At 41.7% G+C, this 19,001-nt stretch carries 16 protein-coding genes; 8 read left to right on the top strand and 8 right to left on the bottom strand.

What is annotated here, in order from left to right; all coding sequences use genetic code 11:
- Positions 1-86: 86 nt before the first annotated feature.
- From rpiA to EW142_RS01650, 3 genes are read left to right on the top strand one after another with little or no spacing between them, the layout of a single operon-like run.
- Positions 87-797, top strand: coding sequence for a ribose-5-phosphate isomerase RpiA (rpiA, locus tag EW142_RS01640; protein WP_130608731.1), 711 nt, complete (start codon positions 87-89; stop codon positions 795-797).
- Positions 797-1,576, top strand: a complete 780-nt coding sequence (locus EW142_RS01645; RefSeq protein WP_240740132.1) for a carboxylesterase family protein — start codon at positions 797-799, stop codon at positions 1,574-1,576. The genes rpiA and EW142_RS01645 overlap by 1 nt, the downstream gene beginning before the upstream one ends.
- Before the next feature lie 22 nt (positions 1,577-1,598).
- Positions 1,599-2,297 (top strand): M15 family metallopeptidase, encoded by a 699-nt coding sequence (locus EW142_RS01650; protein ID WP_417935716.1) that lies wholly within the window; start codon positions 1,599-1,601, stop codon positions 2,295-2,297.
- Between the two features lie 7 nt (positions 2,298-2,304).
- Here EW142_RS01650 and EW142_RS01655 read toward each other — a convergent pair whose 3' ends face one another.
- The 3 genes from EW142_RS01655 to EW142_RS01665 all read right to left on the bottom strand — a co-directional run bounded on the left by EW142_RS01655 (position 2,305) and on the right by EW142_RS01665 (position 5,258).
- The gene (locus EW142_RS01655) at positions 2,305-3,429 is read right to left on the bottom strand and encodes a THUMP-like domain-containing protein (RefSeq protein ID WP_313790894.1); all 1,125 of its coding nucleotides are present in this window, start codon (positions 3,427-3,429) and stop codon (positions 2,305-2,307) included.
- A 73-nt stretch (positions 3,430-3,502) separates the two neighbouring features.
- A complete protein-coding gene (locus EW142_RS01660; RefSeq protein ID WP_130608737.1) occupies positions 3,503-4,603 on the bottom strand; it encodes an AI-2E family transporter in 1,101 nt (366 codons plus the stop codon).
- Positions 4,604-4,607: 4 nt separating this feature from the next.
- Positions 4,608-5,258, bottom strand: a complete 651-nt coding sequence (locus tag EW142_RS01665) for a DUF4159 domain-containing protein (RefSeq protein ID WP_130608740.1) — start codon at positions 5,256-5,258, stop codon at positions 4,608-4,610.
- A 39-nt stretch (positions 5,259-5,297) separates the two neighbouring features.
- On the opposite strand from EW142_RS01665, the gene EW142_RS01670 reads away from it, so the two are divergent.
- Positions 5,298-6,083: a DUF1223 domain-containing protein gene (locus EW142_RS01670; RefSeq protein ID WP_130608743.1), complete on the top strand. Its 786-nt coding sequence runs from the start codon at positions 5,298-5,300 to the stop codon at positions 6,081-6,083.
- On the opposite strand, the gene EW142_RS01675 is transcribed toward EW142_RS01670, so the two are convergent.
- The 3 genes from EW142_RS01675 to tsaD form a co-directional block, all read right to left on the bottom strand.
- On the bottom strand, positions 6,080-6,784 hold the full coding sequence (locus EW142_RS01675; protein WP_130608746.1) for a 16S rRNA (uracil(1498)-N(3))-methyltransferase: 705 nt from the start codon (positions 6,782-6,784) through the stop codon (positions 6,080-6,082). The genes EW142_RS01670 and EW142_RS01675 overlap by 4 nt on opposite strands.
- 3 nt (positions 6,785-6,787) lie before the next feature.
- Positions 6,788-7,120, bottom strand: a complete 333-nt coding sequence (locus EW142_RS01680) for a TfoX/Sxy family protein (RefSeq protein WP_130608749.1) — start codon at positions 7,118-7,120, stop codon at positions 6,788-6,790.
- 61 nt (positions 7,121-7,181) lie between these two features.
- A complete protein-coding gene (tsaD, locus tag EW142_RS01685; RefSeq protein WP_130608751.1) occupies positions 7,182-8,210 on the bottom strand; it encodes a tRNA (adenosine(37)-N6)-threonylcarbamoyltransferase complex transferase subunit TsaD in 1,029 nt (342 codons plus the stop codon).
- Positions 8,211-8,360: 150 nt separating this feature from the next.
- On the opposite strand from tsaD, the gene EW142_RS01690 reads away from it, so the two are divergent.
- The 4 genes from EW142_RS01690 to EW142_RS01705 all read left to right on the top strand — a co-directional run bounded on the left by EW142_RS01690 (position 8,361) and on the right by EW142_RS01705 (position 15,798).
- Positions 8,361-12,734, top strand: coding sequence for a translocation/assembly module TamB domain-containing protein (locus EW142_RS01690; protein ID WP_240740133.1), 4,374 nt, complete (start codon positions 8,361-8,363; stop codon positions 12,732-12,734).
- 130 nt (positions 12,735-12,864) lie between these two features.
- Positions 12,865-13,851: a 6-phosphofructokinase gene (gene pfkA / locus EW142_RS01695; RefSeq protein ID WP_130608757.1), complete on the top strand. Its 987-nt coding sequence runs from the start codon at positions 12,865-12,867 to the stop codon at positions 13,849-13,851.
- 18 nt (positions 13,852-13,869) lie between these two features.
- A complete protein-coding gene (gene gap / locus EW142_RS01700; RefSeq protein ID WP_130608760.1) occupies positions 13,870-14,871 on the top strand; it encodes a type I glyceraldehyde-3-phosphate dehydrogenase in 1,002 nt (333 codons plus the stop codon).
- 75 nt (positions 14,872-14,946) lie between these two features.
- Entirely contained in the window at positions 14,947-15,798 is an 852-nt protein-coding gene (locus EW142_RS01705) for an N-acetylglucosamine kinase (protein WP_130608763.1), read from the top strand.
- Here EW142_RS01705 and EW142_RS01710 read toward each other — a convergent pair.
- Together EW142_RS01710 and EW142_RS01715 are read right to left on the bottom strand one after the other, a co-directional pair.
- On the bottom strand, positions 15,791-16,171 hold the full coding sequence (locus EW142_RS01710; protein ID WP_130608766.1) for a RidA family protein: 381 nt from the start codon (positions 16,169-16,171) through the stop codon (positions 15,791-15,793). The genes EW142_RS01705 and EW142_RS01710 overlap by 8 nt on opposite strands.
- An 18-nt stretch (positions 16,172-16,189) precedes the next feature.
- Complete coding sequence (locus EW142_RS01715; RefSeq protein ID WP_130608770.1) at positions 16,190-18,880, bottom strand: putative LPS assembly protein LptD; 2,691 nt, start codon at positions 18,878-18,880, stop codon at positions 16,190-16,192.
- Positions 18,881-19,001 lie beyond the last annotated feature (121 nt).

A 19,001-nucleotide genomic window follows, 5' to 3' on the forward strand; every position in this document is an offset into this window, starting at 1 on the left:
TTTTCATTTCCCAATTGGCTTTTTTGATTGGCAGGATGAAAGGCATATCCCTATCTTTAGGTCCATCGAAACTATTGCCTTTCTCTATGGAATTGGAAAAAAAGAAAGCCGCTGAAGAGGCGGTAAAATGGGTGAAAAACGGAATGGTCTTGGGGCTAGGTACAGGGTCCACAGTAGAGTTTATGATACAAGCTTTGGCAAAGCTCGTGGCCAAAGGCCTTCAGGTAGTAGGTGTTCCTTCTTCGGAAAGAACCAAAGAATTGGCGGGGAATTTAGGTATACCTTTGACCACTTTGGATGAGGCTGGTATTTTGGATTTAAACATTGACGGAGCCGATGAGTTTGACTCGAATTTCCGACTGATCAAAGGGGGAGGTGGAGCACTGTTGAGGGAAAAGATAATCGCATTCAATTCCAAAGTAAACTTAATTATTGCCGATTCCACAAAACAGGTGGAGAAGTTGGGAAAATTCAAGCTACCGATAGAAGTCATTCCTTTTGCCAAAAAAGGAGTTTTGATGAAATTGGAACATATGAACTTGCATCCTGTTCTTAGGCTGCAATCTGGAAAGCCCTTTACTACAGACGAAAACAACCTCGTCATTGATGTGGACATTTTTGCAATTGAAGATGTGGAGGCTTTGAATCACACTTTAATGGAGATTCCCGGGGTTGTTGAAACAGGACTTTTTTTGAATTTAGCCGATGTGATACTCATGGGGAAGGACTCTAAAGTACTGGTTTTTGAAAACAACTCGGTGCAAACAAGCTTTCGCGTACATACGAAAAACACTTAATGAGCATGCTAATCCGAGGAAATCGCACTCAAACTTTTGTAACTTTCCGCATGCAATATTCCAAAACAGTTGCTGCTTTGTTTTTGCTGTGCAGCTTTCTTTTATTGAAATCTTGTGCCGCCCAAACCAATTTGGTGGAAGGAGAGTTGGATACGGTTACCAAAGAAAATCTTCAGTACTATTTGTATTACCCAGAAACGTATGAAGCAGAAAAAGATGCTTCTTTTGGTTTATTGTTATTTCTTCATGGTGGAGGTGAAGCAGGAAGGGACTTACGGGCCTTAACATCTGATGGACCACCCAAAATGCTTGTTGAGGGCAAACAGTTTCCCTTTTTGGTATTGGCCCCGCAAAACCCACACAAGAAAAAATGGTGGAACACCCAAGCTGTGATGCAATTGCTCGACTCCGTAGTTGCAAATAGTAGGGTGAATCCCAAACAGATCTATTTAACGGGACTAAGCCGGGGTGGGAGTGCAGCCTGGGAGCTGGCCACCCAATACCCTGATACATTTGCCGCAATGGCCGTCGTTTGCGGAATGACGCCCATACCCTATGCGCACTGGATTGATAAACATATGCCTATCTGGGTTTTCCATGGCGACCAAGATGAGGTGATTCCCGTTTCGGAGTCAGATGATATGGTCCAAAAACTGACTGCCATGGGATACAATGTCAAATACACGAGATATGAAAATGTAGGTCACAATGCTTGGAGCAAAGCCTACACAAATGATGAGTTATATGAATGGTTCACTTTACAAGAACGCAAGGATTAGTTCAATCCTACTAAGCTTTCTTTTGCTTAGTTTACAATTTGCTTGCCGGGAAAAAGCACAACCCATCAAAACGGATTCTACAATTGAGATTCCTCCTCCCGTGACAATTGATTCTTCAAAGAAGGAAGTATTGGCAAAAACCCGATTAAAATCCTTCAAAAATATTGCCGACACCACTTTTGTTAGACTGGCCAATTATAGTGATGATTTTGTGTACGATATGCGCTACGCAACAGAAAACAACTTTCTTAAGGCCCAGGTTTACGATTGCCCGGAATGCTATACCCGGGTAAAGACCGCGAAGGCCCTCATAAAAGCAAACGCCGAGTTCATGGAAATGGGGTATAAAATCAAGTTCTTCGATTGCTACAGGCCTAATTCGGTACAGTATAAAATGTGGGAAATTGTTCCAAATCCCCAATACGTGGCCAACCCGGTTAAGGGTTCTATTCACAATAAGGGTGGGGCGGTCGATATAACTTTGGTAGATTTCGATGGAAACGAAGTGGCCATGGGTACTGATTTTGATTTTTTTGGAAAGAGGGCCCATCACGATCATTTGGATTTGCCCGAAGCGGTATTGAAAAATAGAGCAATCCTGAAATCCATCATGGAGAAACATGGATTCTGGTCCATTCGAACCGAGTGGTGGCACTACAACCTTTCTGCTGGTTCAAATGACCAGGTGGCAGACTTTAAATGGGAATGTCCAGAAGATTAAACATTCTCTACTCTGTTGACAAAACTCGTCTACATTCGATGATGATTAGACCTTCATCATGATTTTTGGTGAAAAAAAGATAAGTATCACCTCCGTCCAAAATCTTGTTTTTCTTCCGGATTTCGGCTACGGTAATGGGGAAGTTTCGAACCGTGATATTGGCTTTTTGTCCTTTAAATCGTTTTATGTTTTTCTGGGAAAACGACTCAACGGATTCAATTAGAAATCGCCTCCCTGGAAATTTCAGCAATTCTTCAGAGGTGTACAGATGGGAATTTAAATGTAGTTTGGCCAGCCCTAACCTTTCCCCTGTTAGTTTAAATGCTCCAGATTTCAGGATGGCCGCATTGGGCTCATAAAGGTACTTTTTGGGTGCATCAAGTACCAATGCCGCTTGTTTTTCTTGCGATGGAATGAACTCAAAGGTATCAGTATCTTGGTTCAGTAAATTCACCGTTTTGAATATGCTTTCTCCTTCAAACCCTTTCTCCAAAAGATATAGCACCTCTTTTACTTCGTTGTCCACAGCAACCACATGAACCTCTTTTACGAATAAAAGCTCTCTTATGGCTTCGGAGATGTCCAAAATAGGAGACGTTTTAATAAGAATATTTTTGGTTCGCTCAAAAAGGAAGAAAAGATTTTCCGGCACGTTTGGTAGACAATCCTGAAGCAGGATTACTTTCTTTTTCAAATCATTGCGCCGGGATGGGTCAGCATAGATCCAATCAAAACTTAAATCGAATTTTTTTAAAAAGCTGAGACCATCTTCGGGAATGCAACGAACGTTCTTTTTGCTCAGCACTTCAAAATTATATTCGGCTATTTGGCTAAGCTCCAAATTAACTTCACAATGGTAAATCGTGTCCACCTTCTTTGAAAAATAATAGGAGTCGATGCCTAACCCTCCGGACAAATCCAAGAGTGTTTGCCCAGTTACCAAATTCGATTTGTACGCTGCTGTCCGTTCAGAACTCGATTGTTCAACACTGAGTTTATTGGGGTAGAAGATATTCTGCGTCGAGAACCAAGTAGGAAGCTTATCCTTGCATTTTTTTTTGGCCTCCAACTGTTCTGCCAATTCCTTTTGCGAAATCCCTTCAAAAAAAGGTTTTTTAAGCAATACTGACACGATGTCAGTATTCCAGTTTTTATTTATAAAATCCTGTACACCAGTATTTAATATTAATTTATTCAAATAAAAACTATAAGTTTTTGGTCAACTTTTTTACAAAGGCATTTTCGGCTAAAAACTCCTTTAAAATAACCTTGATTGCGGTGTAGCCAGGTACCGCAACGACCATTCCAACTACGCCAAAAAGAAGTCCGGCAATTATGATGACCAGAAAGATTTCCAAGGGATGTGACTTTACACTCGTAGAAAAAATAAATGGTTGTGAAAAGAAATTGTCAATCAATTGGCCTATGACAATACCTATGAGCACATAAGTCGCCTTAGGTAAAATTACCGCACTAAAATCGGCTCCTAAAAAACTAGTCATGGTTAATGTAATCATGACAACACCGCCGATGATGGGACCGATGTATGGAATGATATTAAAGAGCGCACAGAGAAAGGCAATAACAATGGCATTTTCTACCCCGACGATAAACAAAGTGATGGTATAAATGATAAACAGAATTAGTAATTGAAGCAGAATGCCGGCAAAGTAACGGGACAGGAGTCCATTAATTTTATCGATTGAGGCCACTAGGTTTCCTTCCTTTTGATCGGGAACAAAGGTCAAAATCCCATTTTGCATAAGCTTACTGTCCTTCAAAAAGAAAAAGGAAATAAAGAGAACCGAAAAAAGCCCAATGCTAAAATTGCTTAAAACGTTAATAAAAGAATTCAGAAAATTGGGAATAAATCCCAAATCCAACCCTTGAATCACGCTTTCCTCCAAACCAGATTCCTCGATTAGGTCAGTGACCCGGTCTGTTGTGGCGCCAAAATATTCCAAAATCTGAAAATATAGGGTGTTGAGATCCGCTTTTAAGGCCTCAAGATCCAATAAGGATAGGTTTCTGCTCTGTTCCGATATCAAGGGAATAAATAGGGAGAGGATACCCACAAAAATACCGAGCATAAAAACCATGGTAGCCACTACGGCCAAGGTATTGGGAAATTTGAGTTTCCGTCTAAGAAAAATAACTACGGGTCTACCTAAAAGGGCTATAACGGCGGCTATGGCCAAATACGCGATAACAGACTTCACCTTAATGAAAAAATAGATCAAGAGGACAACTGCTACAATTATTCCGACGGCCCTTAGTATCCCATTGGAAACGGTTTTTGCGTTCATTTGGCTAGTTTTTAAATGCGTATTCAACAATATTTGCGCCCATTCGAAGGGCTTTTAATCGCACCTCTTCAGGATCATTGTGCACTTCGGTATCTTCCCATCCATCCCCAAGATCACTCTCATAAGTGAAAAGGAGCACCAAGCGCCCCTGCTCAAAAATTCCAAGTGCCTGTGGGCGCTTGCCGTCGTGTTCATGAATTTTGGGCAGACCATCAGGGAATACAAACTTTTGACTGAAAATAGGATGGTCTGTCCCAAGTTCCTCGAGTTGTTTGGCTGGAAACACTTTTTCAAGCTCACGTCTTAAATAGGGCTCCATACCGTAGTTATCATCCACATGCAAAAATCCTCCAGAAAGTAAATATTCCCTCAGGTTTTGGGCTTCCTCATCAGTGAAGAAAACATTACCGTGCCCGGTCATATGGATGTAAGGAAATTGGAAAATGGACACGCTACCCACCTCTACCGTTTGAGGTTTGGAACCTATTTTGGTGTCGATATGATCATTACAAAATTGAATCAGATTGGGAAGCCCAGTTGGATTGGAATACCAATCGCCTCCACCACCATATTTTAAAATGGCAATCTCCTGAGAATTACCCACATGTATCACAAAAAAAGTTAAAAAAAGACCCCAAAAGGTAAGTTGTTTCATGAATATTCGAATAACCTTAATATCAAAAATACTCTATTCATGTTTAAAAAAATCATAATTCCGTCCGCAGCTTTTTTCCTGATGTCGGCTATGGCTTTTTATACGGCCAAAATGGAAGGTCCCCTCCATGAACCTCAAGATACTGTTGAAACGACCGCCTATGAGCCTATAGTGGTTTTGGAATTGTTCACCTCCCAAGGATGCTCAAGTTGTCCGCCAGCGGATGAACTCTTGGATCGAGTAAAAAAGCAATATCCCAAGGAGGTTTTTGCACTATCATATCATGTTGATTATTGGAATTATATCGGCTGGGAAGATCCTTTTAGCAAATCTGCATTCACAAAAAAGCAAAGGGATTACAATGTGAAGTTCCAAAGTAGAAGTAACTATACACCACAGTTGGTAGTCAACGGTCTTGAGCACATGGTTGGGTCCCATACGGCGAAGGTGTATTCGAAAATTGACGGATACAAAAAGCAAAGCCCTCAAAATCAAATTTCGATTGCAAACCTTGATGTTCAAAACAAAGATTTGGAATTCGAGTATGACGTGGAAGGAGATTTAAAAGGAAAGCAATTACGAGCCGTTTTAGTCTTGGATGAAAGGACAACTTCTGTGAAAAGAGGGGAGAATCGAAACAGAACATTAACGAACACCAATATCGTTGTTGCTGAAAAGTATCTTCCTGAACTGCAATCAAATGGGAAGTCAAACATTGAGATTCCTGCAATTATTGGAAATAATGAGAGTTTCACGCTTATACTTATTGTGGAGTCGGAAAATTTGGATATCACTGCTGCCGCAAAATCGAAAGTGCTAGGCTAGCTATTGGCCAGTGCAACTATGGCGCATGCTACAATAGCTGCGGTCTCAGTTCTCAATCTAGTTTTGCCCAAAGAAACGGGTAGGAAACCTTTTTTTAAGGCCGTGGAGATTTCCTCTTTCGAGAAGTCACCTTCAGGTCCTATCATGATCAGAATGGAACTATCGGGCACAATCCGGCGTTTTAACTCCATTCTTTCCCCATCGTCGCAATGAGCAATAAATCCTGTTGCATTATGATCTTGAGCAACAAAATCTTCATAGGCTATGGGTGGGTTCAATTTAGGTAAGAACGTTTGTAGGGATTGTTTCATGGCCGATTGAAGCACCCTTTCCATGCGCTCCAACTTCAGCGTCTTTCTTTCTGAATGATCACACAGGATGGGAGTGATTTCATCAATTCCGATTTCTGTTGCTTTTTCAAGAAACCATTCGTAACGATCATTCATTTTTGTTGGTGCAACGGCCAAGTGAAGCCTATGTCTTTTGGGGATGGTCTTTTCTTCTTCGGTGATTTGAACTTTGCATTTGCGAATATCAGCTGCCAAAATTTTTGCGGTATACAAGGATCCCTTACCGTTTGTTATATGAAGTTCATCGCCCTCTTTTTTTCTTAGAACCTTAACAATGTGACGACTTTCGTCCGCAGAGAAAAAGAACTGGGCGCTGCTGTTATCCAATCGCGGATTGTAGAATAGTTGCATGACCTAAGATTCAAGTTTGCTTTTGGCATGTTCCAAGCCCATTTCAATCCAGTATTGAAGCTGTTCCTCGGTTTGGAAACCCTCTTCCGAAACAAAAACAAATTCCTTCATGGGCTTTCCAGTGAAATTCATGGGTCTGGTGAATGGCTTTGAAAGTTCTTTATCCATTTTATTGGAAGGAACCCTGACCACCATTTCGTCCTTGATTACCCCAACCGTCATTTTTCCTAAATAGAGGAAAGAAAGGCCCCCAAACATTTTCTTTTCGGAAAATTCTTCAGGAAAAAGCCTTAGGGCATTTTGAATTCGTATGACCAATTCTTGATTATATGCCATGAAGTGATTTTAGGGCTAGCGGTGCTAACAGTCCTAAATTAACCATTTAGCCGTACAAAACTCAACTTCCAATGGCATATCTTGCTTTGGCAGCGATGCTCTGATTCGTAAACAACCCCTCTTTAAATTTAAGATACCCCACAATACCTATCATGCCAGCATTGTCCGTACAATACTGAAATTTGGGAATGTAGGTCTTCCAACCCAGTTTTTCTTGGGCTTCGGTGAGCCGGGCACGAATTCCCGAGTTTGCGGCAACCCCACCACCTATGGCAACCTGCTTTATTCCAGTTTGCTCTGCAGCCAACTCAAGCTTGCCCATCAATATTTCAAGAATGGTGTATTGTACTGAGGCGCAAAAGTCGTCAATGTTCTCTTCGACAAAGTTTGGGTTCTCCTTGGTTTCGCGTTGTAGGAAATATAAAATACTGGTTTTAAGCCCACTAAAACTAAAATTTAGCCCCTCTACCTTAGGTTTTGGAAATTTAAAGGTATGGGGATTGCCGTTTTTAGCATGCTTATCCACCAATGGGCCTCCAGGGTAGGGTAGTCCCATTAGTTTGGCACTTTTGTCAAATGCCTCACCCACAGCGTCGTCCAAGGTTTCTCCCAAAACCTCCATATCAAAATAATCGTTCACCTTGACGATTTGCGTATGACCACCACTGATGGTCATGGCCAAAAAAGGAAAACTGGGAGCGACCATTTCCTCGTCGTCAATGAAGTGTGCCAAAATATGGGCTTCCATATGGTTAACTTCAATAAGTGGAATGTTCAGGCCCAAGGCCATTGATTTTGCAAAGGAAGTGCCCACAAGCAATGAGCCCATAAGACCAGGACCTCTTGTGAATGCTATGGCTGAAAGCTGTTTTTTGTCGATATTTGCCTTAGCTAAGGCTTGATGAACCACAGGTACAATGTTTTGTTGATGGGCCCTCGATGCGAGTTCGGGCACAACACCGCCATATTGCCTGTGTATTTCTTGTGTGGTCACCACGTTGCTCAACACCTTGTTGTTGCACAAAATTGCAGCTGAGGTATCATCACAGGAAGATTCAATGGCAAGAATGTAGATTTTTTCTGTAGACACAGGCTTTGGAATGGAAATTGAACGTGCAAAGGTAAAACATAAAGCCCTATCAAAAAATTTAGAAAAATACTGATACGACTCCTACTGTCGGTTCTTGTATTGATGGTATTGGGCTCATTGATTCTTTCTATTCCTGCGGTTCAAACACGAATGGCCAAATATGCAACAGACACCTTGAATGCAGAATTTGGCACCAATATTTCAATAGACAGGCTTAGTCTTTCCTTGTTTAGTTTAAATACCGGGCTGAAAGGGATTTATGTTGAGGATTACAAACAAGATACGCTGATTTATATCCAAAAACTATCTACCTCCATATTGAATTTGCGCAATATGGCGAATGGGAAAATGGAGTTCGGGGAAATCGATTTGGATGGCCTGTTTATGAATCTAAAAACCTATCAAGGTGAACGAGACACCAACCTCGATGTTTTTGTGGCCAAATTGGATGATGGACAACCCAGAGCTCCTGGGACGCCACCATTTTTTATGTCTTCCGAAGAAATTGAAATTTCGGATGGAAGATTCAAATTGATTGATGAAAATTTAGAATCGGAAGAAACCTTGAATTTTACCAATCTCAGGGTTTTGGCCGATGATTTTCAGATTCTGGGCCCCGAAGTGACTTTAAAAATCAAAGACTTGTCCCTATCTGATAAAAGGGGGTTGGAGTTGGAAAAACTCTCTACGGATTTCACGTATACCAAACAACAAATGCGGTTCGATTCTTTACGAATCAAAACCACACAATCCCACCTTAAGGGGGACTTGTTGTTCAGTTATAACCGAGAAGATTTTTCAGAGTTTGTGGATAAGGTCAATGTGCTGGCCAATTTTAACGAATCGACCATTGCATTAAATGAAATCAACACATTTTATAATGAGTTTGGCACAGAAAAGGTAGTATCCTTTTCTGGAAACATCAGCGGGGTTTTAAATAACATTTCAGTTCAAGAACTTTTCGTGGAATGCGAAAACACCGGCATCCGTGGTGATTTCAATTTTGAGAATCTGTTTTCGTCTGAAGCCCCCTTTGTTATGCGGGCCGATATCAACAATATTACCTCAAATTATTACCAGCTTCGCTCACTTTTGCCCAATATTCTTGGAAAAAACATTCCTGGGTCCTTCCAGAAGTTGGGCCAATTTACCGTAAGGGGAGACGCAGAAGTGACTGAGACCTCCTTAGATGCAAAGGTGAACTTGGTGACAGCCTTGGGCAGTAGTTATACCGATTTGCAAATGACCAATATTCAGACCATTGATGAGGCCTCCTACATAGGGTTCATTTCCTTAATCGATTTTAATCTGGGCTCTTTTGTCAATAATAAACAATTGGGGCTTACATCTTTGGACGTGAATGTTGAGGGCAAAGGGTTTATTTCGGAATATTTGAATACCGAGGCCATTGGAGAAATCTACAAATTGGAGTTTAATGGCTACGAGTACAATGGCTTACGAGTGTCAGGGATTTTTAAGGAAGAATTGTTCGATGGTTCACTAGTGAGCAATGATGAAAACTTCAAGTTCGACTTTGAGGGTCTTGCCAATTTTGCTGATGATGAAAACAAGTTCAATTTTATTGCATCAGTGGATTATGCGGACTTGAAGAAACTCAATTTCATCAATGATAGTGTTTCAATTTTTAGTGGAAATCTAAATATGGATATCCAAGGTTCAACCTTGGATGATATGAACGGGCAAGTGCGTTTTTCAAAAACTACCTATCAGAATAAGAATGATACCTATTACTTTCAAGATTTTGCCGTATCCTCCACATTTGACCAAGATACCGTTCGTACGGTGGAAATAAATTCGCCCGATATCATAACAGGATACATGAAGGGTAAGTTTAAGGTTGAAGAATTGGGAAGATTGGTCCAAAATTCCGTTGGGAGCATCTATACCAATTATAAGCCCTATGAAATATCCAGTGGACAAAAATTGGACTTCAACTTCAAGATCTACAACAAAATTGTGGATGTATTCTTTCCAGAGGTCACCTTCGGGCCCAATACTTTCATTCGAGGTAACATCATTGCAGACCAAGGAGATTTTAAACTGACCTTTAAATCTCCAGGAATTGGTGCCTACGGAAATACGTTTGATGATTTGGAGCTGAAAATTGACAATAAAAACCCGCTATTCAACACCTATCTTTCCGTAAGTGATATGTCCACCATTTATTACGATGTTCAGGATTTTAACCTGATCAACACTACTTTAAAGGATACCCTTTTCTTTAGAACGGAGTTTAAGGGCGGAAGAGGCTTTGATGATAGTTACAATCTCAACTTCTATCACACTTTCAATAACCAGAACAAATCTGTAATAGGATTGAAGAAATCCGAACTGAACTTCAAAGGGAATACCTGGGTACTCAACAAAGATGGTGACAACAAAAACAAGGTCATTGTCAATAGAACCTTAGATAGCATTCGAATAGAGGATGTGGTCATGGACAATAACAACGACGAGCAAATTCGCCTTCGCGGTGAGCTCGCTGACTCCACGTATAAAGATCTGGACCTTCAATTCAAAATAGTTTCGTTAAGCAAAATCACCCCGGCAATTGATAGTCTAAAACTTGATGGAACAGTGAATGGCTTCCTGAACATTCTTCAAAAAGATGGAAAGTATTTGCCCACTTCGAGCCTTAATGTGGATAACTTTAGTGTAAACGACATGCGATTGGGAGATTTGGAAGTGGGAATCTTTGGTAACAACGACCTTACCCAGTTTGGGGTCAGTACATGGCTTGATGACAATGGGAAGGAACGTCTCAGCATCAATGGGAAGGTGACCAACCGAAACCAAAATACCCAAGTGGATCTATCGGCCAATTTCACCGATTTTGCATTGGAACCCTTTAGTCCCTTGGGGGAAGATGTTATTTCCAACATCAGGGGAAGCCTCATCGGTAGCGTAAAAATTGTGGGGGATGCATCCAACCCATCCATAAATGGAAATTTAAGTTTGGTTGATGCAGGTATAGGAATACCATACCTGAATGTAGATTATGACTTTGCACCATATTCAAGGGTGCGGTTGTTCGATCAAACCTTTTACTTTGAACAAGTAGGCCTATCGGATGTTGTTGAGGGAACAACAGCTACCTTGGATGGAACCATCAATCATACGGCTTTTGGGGATTGGTCTCTTGACCTTGATGTCGACACGAAAAATGACAGGTTCATGATTCTCAACACCGGGTTTAATGAAGAAGCACTGTACTACGGCACAGGATTCATCAACGGTACCGGAAGCATTTTCGGACCTACCGATGCTTTAAATATCACGGTGGATGCAAGCACTGCCGAAGGCACCTCCTTAAAAATACCGCTGAGCGATGTCACCAGTGTTGGGGACTATTCCTTTATCAATTTTGTTGAAAAGGAAGGTGTGGAAACCTTTAGGGAAGAGCGGGTTCTTCAAGACTATCAAGGATTGGAAATGGCCTTTGATTTGGTGGTGACCCCCGATGCCGAAGTGGAAATTGTAGTGGATCAAAATTCAGGAAGCTCGCTTAAAGGAACGGGGGAAGGAATTCTGCTTATTGAGATCAACACCAACGGGAAGTTTAATATGTACGGGGAATTTGTAGCGGTTACCGGGGAATACAACTTTAGATATGGGGGTGTAATAGATAAAAAATTTCAGGTTCGACCCGGGGGGACCATTCTTTGGGAAAGAGACCCTTTGGCCGCTCAGTTGAATCTGGAAGCCGTCTATGCGCTTAATGCAAACCCCGCACCCTTATTGGACAACCAAGGTTTTACGGGAAGGATTCCCACAGAAGTGGTCGTGCGTTTGGATGGGGAGTTGGAAAATCCAAATATCAACTTTGACATTGATTTTCCAGGAACGAATTCCGTTATACAATCCGAATTGGAATACAGACTTCAAGATCCTACGGTCAAGGAACGGAATGCCTTCTTTCTTTTGGCACAGGGCACTTTTGTCAATGACCAAACAGGAATTAACCAGCAAGCTGTTACCGGAAATCTGATTCAAACGGCCTCAGGTTTGTTAAACCAGATTTTGGCAGGGGAGAATGACAAATTCAATCTCGGGGTTTCCTACGAACAGGGCCTTTTGGACCCCAATGCGGATATCCGAACCGAGAATCGCATCGGTGTTACCGTCTCCACCCAAATTTCAGACAGGGTACTGGTCAATGGAAGGGTCGGGGTGCCAGTGGGCGGAGTTTCAGAGACTGTTGTGGCTGGGGATGTTGAGGTCCAGGTGCTTTTAAACGAAGAAGGGACTCTTAGCGCTAAAATTTTCAACCGTGAAAATCAGATTCAGCAGTTTTTAGCAGAACGGCAAGGATATACTCAAGGCGTAGGTCTTTCCTACCAAGTGGACTTCAACAGTTTTAAAGAGCTTATGCAAAAGGTTTTTAAAAGGAAAGAAAAACTGGAAAAAGAGGAACCCAAAATAGAATCCACTGAAATCATGGGAAAAGACAGCCTTATACGTTTCAAACCAAAGCGAAGTACGGCAAAAACTTCAATCAAATAGGGCCTAATTCCTTCAAATCCCAAGAAAATAAATTACGAAAACGTTTGCGAAACTCCTTGATTTCAAATAACTTAATCTGTCATGAATTAATTAAATAAAGTTTCCTAGTTTTGGCTTTTTAAACTTTTGAATGGCATCAAAAATTAAGAAAATTGGAGTGTTTACCTCAGGGGGAGATTCACCAGGAATGAATGCAGCCATTCGCTCCGTGGTGCGTACCTGTGCGTATTTAAAAATTGAGTGTGTCGGTATCTATAGAGGATACCAAGGAATGATAGAAGGCGACTTTAAGCCAATGGATGCCCGTAGTGTAAACAACATTATCAACAAGGGCGGAACCATTCTTAAATCTGCCCGCTGCGAAGAATTCAGAACCAAAGAGGGCAGAAAAGAGGCCCATGACCAGTTGGTCGCTGAGGGCATAGATGCCCTAGTGGTCATTGGGGGAAATGGAAGTTTCGCTGGAGCGCTTCTTTTTAATGAGGAGTACAATTTCCCAGTAATGGGAATCCCTGGAACCATTGACAATGATATTTTAGGTTCTTCCTTTACCATCGGTTTTGATACTGCAATCAACACGGTGGTCGGCGTAATCGATAAGATACGGGATACGGCCAGTTCCCATAATAGACTCTTCTTTGTGGAAGTAATGGGGCGCGATGTAGGACACATTGCATTGAACGCAGGAGTTGGTGCTGGAGCTGAGGAAATTTTAATTCCCGAACAAAATTTGGGTCTGGAACGATTGCTTGACTCTTTGAAAAGAAGTAAGAAGTCGGGTAAATCTTCTAGTATCGTTATTGTCGCCGAGGGCGATAGGATTGGTAAAAATGTATTCGAACTCAAGGAATATGTTGAAGAACATTTACCTATATACGATGTAAGGGTATCCGTATTGGGACATATGCAACGAGGTGGTAATCCCACTTGTTTTGACCGTGTGTTGGCCAGTAGAATGGGAGTGAAAGCAGTTGAAAGTCTTTTAGAGGGCAAGTCCAATTACATGGTTGGAATTCGAGACAACAAGCTAATACTTACACCGATAAGCGAAGCTATTAAGGCCCATACAGAAGTTGACGAAGAACTCATTAGAGTTTCAGATATAATGACTACATAACTAAAACCAAGTATAAAAATGTCAAATTTAAAAATTGGAATCAACGGATTTGGAAGAATAGGAAGATTGGTATTCAGGGCTTCCGTTCAACGGGACAACGTAGATGTTGTTGCCATTAACGACCTCTTGGATGTTGAACATCTTGCCTATTTGTTGGAGTACGACTCCGTACACGGGAGATTCGATGGAACCGTGGAGGTAAAAGACGGACATTTGGTGGTCAATGGTAAGACCATCAGAATCACCGCAGAAAGAGACCCAAAAAACCTGAAGTGGGATGAGGTAGGTGCTGATATCGTTGCAGAATGTACAGGGATTTTCACAACTTTGGAAACAGCCCAATACCATATTGATGGTGGTGCCAAAAAAGTGGTTATCTCCGCACCTTCCAAAGATGCTCCCATGTTTGTAATGGGTGTCAACCATCACGAAGCCAAAGCTTCGGATGCGATTGTTTCAAACGCGTCTTGTACCACAAACTGCCTTGCTCCAGTTGCCAAGGTATTGAACGATACCTTTGGTATCGAGGAAGGTTTGATGACGACAGTTCATGCCACTACAGCCACACAGATGACTGTTGATGGACCTTCACGAAAAGATTACAGAGGAGGAAGAAGTGCTTTATTGAACATTATTCCTGCTTCCACAGGTGCTGCAAAGGCAGTGACCAAGGTAATTCCTGCACTTCAAGGAAAACTTACCGGTATGGCCTTTAGGGTACCAACGGCTGATGTTTCCGTTGTTGATTTGACCGTAAGATTGGAAAAGGAAACCTCCTATGACGAAATCAAGAAAGCCTTTAAGGAAGCTTCTGAAGGAGCTTTGGCCGGAATTTTGGGCTATACTGATGAACCCGTCGTCTCCCAAGATTTTGTAGGCGATGCACGTACCAGTATTTTTGATGCCGGCGCAGGAATTGAACTTAATTCCAAATTCTTCAAAATCGTTTCATGGTATGACAATGAAATGGGATATTCCAACAAATTGGTGGATCTAGCGGAGTATGTTTCCAAGCTATAGAGTGATTATCCTTTAAAAAACCATCCCGGAGTCCTATTTATGGGCTCTGGGATTTTCAACCTAAATACCTAACCTATGATCCTTATTGTTGATAGCGGGGCAACCAAATCTGACTGGATCGCCCTAGATGACAAGGGAGAGCAATTATTTCTCACGCAAACCTTGGGGCTTAGTCCAGAAGTGCTTACGCGCGAAGTGATTGAAGACCGTATGGCCAATAATTTTGAACTCTCCAAGAACAAGAATAAGGTCAGTCACTTATACTTCTACGGCGCAGGATGTGGTACAGACCGAATGAAGAAGTTTTTGGGAGACATTTTCAAGGATTTTTTCCCCAAAGCCAAGGCCGAAGTAATGGAGGATACCTATGCGGCTATCTACTCCACCACGAAAATTGGACACCAAGGTATCGTCTGCATTTTGGGAACAGGATCTAACTGCAGCTATTATGATGGGCATCAACTGTTCCAAAAAGTTACTTCTTTGGGATACATCCTTATGGATGACGGCAGCGGAAACTTTTTTGGAAGGAAGCTATTAAGGGATTACTATTTTCATAAAATGCCGCAGGATCTTGGGATTCGCTTTGCCAAGGAGTATGACCTGGACGCAGACGTTATAAAAAACCACCTATACAAACAGCCGAACCCCAATACCTATCTCGCTACTTTTGCAAGATTTATTATTGAAAATAAAGACCATCCGTATTGCAAGGGAGTTATTGATAAGGGATTGCAGCAGTTTGTGAACAACTACATCATGCAGTTCGAACTGGCCACTAAGGTGCCTATTCACTTTGTTGGAAGTATAGCCTATTTCCTTCAAGATGAATTGACAACGGTCTTGGAGAGAAACGACCTTATCGTAGGGTCAATTCGACAACGCCCGATTGATGGGCTAGTGGAATTTCACCGGCAGACTATTTAATTGCAATCATCGAGATTTCAACATTGACGAATTTAGGAAGGTTGGCCACTTCAACCGTTTCACGGGCCGGTGCCGTTGCGGCATCAAAATAAGAACCGTACACTTCGTTGATTTCTGCAAATTGGTGCATGTCCTTGATAAAGATTGAGGTCTTCATCACATTTTCAAAGGTCATTCCGGCTTCTTCCAAAATGGCTTTGAGGTTTTCCATGGATTGCCGTGTTTCTTCTTTGATATTGCCTTCAACCAAAGAACCTGTGCTGGGATTAATCGGAATTTGACCAGAGATGTATAATGTATCTTTTATCAAAACGGCCTGGTTGTATGGGCCTATTGGAGCAGGAGCTTTAGGGGTGTTGATGATGGTTTTCATATTGTCGTTTTTAAATTTTTATCTCACGCTTCTAAAAGGCTGGCTTCGATTTTCCCACTTAAGGTCGCTAAGAATGGAACTCTTTATCCCAATAAAGAAATACCAACGTTCAAACTGCCCAAAAGGGGTCCAATCGAAACTTAATCGGAAACTGTCCAAATCCCGATTGAAATTGAACCGGGTATCCGTGAACCCTTTATTTCTAAAATCATAGCCCGAATTGAAGCCTACTTCCCATTTCGGGGTAAGCTTAACATTGCCCGAGAACATTAAAGAGTGATTCGTTATCTCTCTTTGCCTGTTATTGTTGTTGTAGGTCGCCACGTAGGTAAGTCGCATATCCCAGGGCAACTTATTCGTAAAGGCCGGATTTTCGACATCCCCATCATCGTTTTCCTCCCGCCTAAAAAAGGTTTCTCCCGTTTGCACACCATCTAGGGCGAAAGGATTATCACCATATTGGGGATCCTGGTTCTCTTCCCCCAATGTTTTCCTTCCCCCTTTTTTAAACATTTCACTATTTATGGAAAAACCCGTATTGATACGGGCAGAGGTAAGGCGCAACAGTCCACCACCATTGTTGATGTTAAAGGTGTTTATTCTTCTTCCATTATTGTCAATGGCATAAGGGTCAAATGTTGCGGCAAAATTAATGGGTACATTTCTGATAATTTCCGTGGCCCCGTTCATGTTGATGGGACTGAGTTTTAAGGAATCAGCCTCAAAATTATAACCTGCAGAAAAAGTGAGGTTGCTCAAAATACTCACCTTCCGGGGTTCGATAGCGGTTGAATCTTTATCGCGAACCTTTGCTTCAAGCGTATTCTGCAATGAAAAGTTAAGCGAATTGCTCCTATTTAGCGAAGGTCGCCCATAAAGACTGGTTTCAAAAGGGGTAAACTGGACTTCCTCTCCATCACCATCAATGTACGAATCAAAAAACTGCTCAAATGAGGGAGCATAGCTATAGCTAATGGAGGGCCGCATAACGTGACGAATGGCCTGTATTTTTTTATCTTCTCCGAAATTAAAGGTTCCGTATAATACCGTACCAATGCTGGCACCCATACTATAGCGATTGAAGCGGTCAAAACCAGATATGGTATCGGTAACCACCTCCTGTTGGTCGGCATCAAATCTTCTTTGGATGGTTTCCAAGGTCCATACATCCTCATAATTACCATTCAAACTGACACTTAAGTATTTGGCCAACTTAAAGTTGGTGGCCAGTGGAATTCGATGGCGTGCACCAATACGGGCATCGTCGAACATGGCACTGGTAAAAAAGTTTTCCTCATCGGTGGTAAGTGTGTTCTGCGCGTTTACGTCGTATTGAAAATTGACATTCTGTATAATCCCTTTTTTGATACCGTCCCTTTCGGCAAAAGGAAAAATACGCTCCATGCTCGCTTGAAAAGTAGGGAGGGACATAGTGATTTGCTCCGTACGTGAGTTTTGGGTATGCGTCAAAGTCATACTCGCATTTACCGAAGGATATGCCGGAAAGGTTTTGGCATAGCTGATGGACGACGCAAAGGTGTTGGTCTGAACATCATTACGATTGTTCTGATTCAGGGAATTTGAGAAAAATTGACTGCTTCCCAAGTTCACCGATGCTGAAAACCGTGAATTGGGATTGGATTTAGGGTCCTGTGTATGCCGTATCTGAATGTTGTAATTACTCGATCGACTGAAATCATCAAAACCCTTTTGACTCTGTATCAGGTTTTCAAAACTAAAATTGATGTTCCCCCTAAACTTATAGCGTTTGGTATAAATAGAGGCCCCGCGAAAGCCATAGCTTCCATTGGTATAGAAATCCCCTGTGACACTTAAATCGATGTATTCGCTTATAGGAAGATAATACCCCCCATTTTGTATAAAATACCCCCTTTGCGGGTCGTTACCGAAGGTCGGAAAAATCAATCCGGCCGTTCGACCTACGGTCAGCGGAAAATAAGCAAAAGGCAGAGCAATGGGAGTAGGTACATCAACTATGTACATATTACTAAAGCCGGCAATAATTTTCTTTTTTGGGACAAACTTTGCTCTTCGAATGCGAATGTAATAGTCTGGGTCGACTGTATCTTTTGAAGTGGTAAGCTTGGCCTCGCTCAAAAAGTAAACAGAGTCATTTTCCTTCTTGGTAACCTCGGCATAGAATTTCATGGCATCACTTCCCAGTTGTCCCAGTCCTGCTTGCTGTTCGCTTCGCGAGTTCCAAATCAAGGCCTTTTGGGTGTCGAAATTAAATCGGATGGAATCCGGTCGTACCTCATTGTCCCCTTGTTTAAAATAGGGGAGTTGCGTATACGTCCCTGTTGAATCCTTTATCCGTCCGGCGTATACTTCGTTTTTTACATAATCCATCACAATGATGCCTGCCTTGAGCTCCGTATCTTGATAATAAATTTCCGCTTCGTTGTAGAGGTAGATTTTGTTTTCAGACTGGCTTAGTTTTACATAATCCTTGGCCCTGTATTTAATCTGATCCGTTAAGAAAGAAGGCTGTTTTTGAACGGAATCCGTTGCCGCAGTATCAACACGAATCGAATCGTTCAAAATATTTGCGGGAAGCAGCGGAGCGGTAATACTATCCTGCACGGCTTTAATGGGCAAAGGGGTAATTGGATCTTCCTGTGCCAAAAAAGTTGTGTGGATGCCTATGAGTGCAAATAGGAATACAAAGAGATGTTTGTTTGATTGCAACGTGATAAATCCTATTTTTGTGCTAGTTTGGCTCAGTTTTTGGGCTCAAACTTACATATATTTTTTCTTCCGTTATTGGGCAATTACAATATTTTAACCTTAATGGAAAGCTAAAAATCAG

The organism is Flagellimonas allohymeniacidonis (assembly GCF_004296335.1).
Taxonomy (GTDB): Bacteria; Bacteroidota; Bacteroidia; order Flavobacteriales; family Flavobacteriaceae; genus Flagellimonas; species Flagellimonas allohymeniacidonis.